Source organism: Azospirillum palustre, from assembly GCF_002573965.1.
Taxonomy (GTDB): Bacteria; Pseudomonadota; Alphaproteobacteria; order Azospirillales; family Azospirillaceae; genus Azospirillum; species Azospirillum palustre.
In genome coordinates this window covers 1-1,398 of record NZ_PDKW01000022.1, presented here as the reverse complement: position 1 = coordinate 1,398, position 1,398 = coordinate 1, and the positions used below count along the sequence as shown (strand labels likewise).

Sequence of the window (1,398 nt, the reverse complement as noted above, 5' to 3'; positions counted from 1 at the left end):
CGAGCTATGCGGGAAATTGGGTGACGGGCGGGTCAGGCGGCGTTCTGTGACGCGGTGTCGGTGACCTCGATGCCGTCGCGGAATGTGACGCCGCGGATCACCTTGGGCAACAGGTTTTCGCCCTGGAGGCGGCGCCAGGTCTTCGCGGCGGCGGTGACCAGCTTGAACACCATCAGCTTTGCGGTGTCCTGCGACAGCGCCCCCTTGGTGCGGAAGGTCCGGTGTCGGACGGTGGCGAAGACGCTCTCGATGGGATTGCTGGTTCGGACATGATCCCAGTGCTCGGCCGGGAAGTCGTAGAAGGCTAGCAGCGCGTCGCGGTCCTTGGTCAGGCACTCCACCGCCTTGGCGTATTTAGTGGCGTACTTCTTCACGAAGACATCCATGGCGACCTGCGCCGATGCTCGGTCCGGCGCCATCCAGATCTCCCGCAAGTCCTGCTTCATCGCCGGCTGCACCGTCTTGGCCACCTTGTTCAGCACGTTGGCGGTCTTGTGCACCCAGCAGCGTTGATGCCGGGTGGTGGGGAAAACCTCCTCCAACGCTTTCCAGAAGCCGAGCGCCCCATCGGCGATGGCGAGTTCCGGGGCGATGGTGAGGCCGCGCGCCTGGATGTCGATCAGCAGTTCGCGCCAGCTTTGCGCGCTCTCGCGCACGCCGACCTGAAAGCCGACCAGTTCTTTCCGGCCCTCCGGCGTGGCGCCGATGATCACCAGCATGCACTCGGCCGCTGGTTCCATGCGCGCCTGGAGGTAGACGCCGTCGGCCCAAATGTAGACGTAGCGCCGCGCCGACAGATCGCGCTTTTGCCAGCGCGCATAGTCGGCCGCCCACTCGTCCTTCAGCCGGCCGATCACCGAGGGCGACAGGTTCGGCGCATCCTTGCCGAGCAGGGCGCTCAGCGCGTCTTGGAAGTCGCCGGTGGAGACGCCGCGCAGGTAGAGCACCGGCAGAAGGGCGTCCAAGCTCTTGGAGCGCCGCGCCCAGCGGGGCAGAATACTCGAAGTGAAGCGGACCCGCTCGCCGGCCGTGTCGCCGCCGCGGTCGCGCACCTTGGCTCGACGCACCTCAACCGGCCCGATACCGGTTTGGATCGTCCGTTCAGGGCCATGGCCGTGCCGTACCACCCGGTCGCGGCCGTCCGGCAGCTTAATATCCTTCATGGAGGCCAGAAAGGCTTCCACCTCCGCCTCGATCGCCTGCTCCAGCAGCCGGCGCGCCCCGGCCCGCAAGATGGCCGTCAACGGGTCGTCGATCTCCTCTGGCTGACGCAGCCGGACAACCTTGCTATCCTCGCTCATGGCGTATCGCTCCCTCGTGGAGGTTCGGGCAGGCTCGTCACCAGCCTCGATACGCCGCCCTCTTCAGACCGTCATCACCCAGTTTCCCGCATAGCTC

General features: G+C 66.2%; 1 protein-coding gene. It reads right to left on the bottom strand.

The genetic code is table 11. The annotated features are described in order from the left end of the window. Nucleotides 1-32 precede the first annotated feature (32 nt). Entirely contained in the window at nt 33-1,301 is a 1,269-nt protein-coding gene (locus CRT60_RS00125; protein WP_098734445.1) for an IS256 family transposase, read from the bottom strand. Nucleotides 1,302-1,398 lie beyond the last annotated feature (97 nt).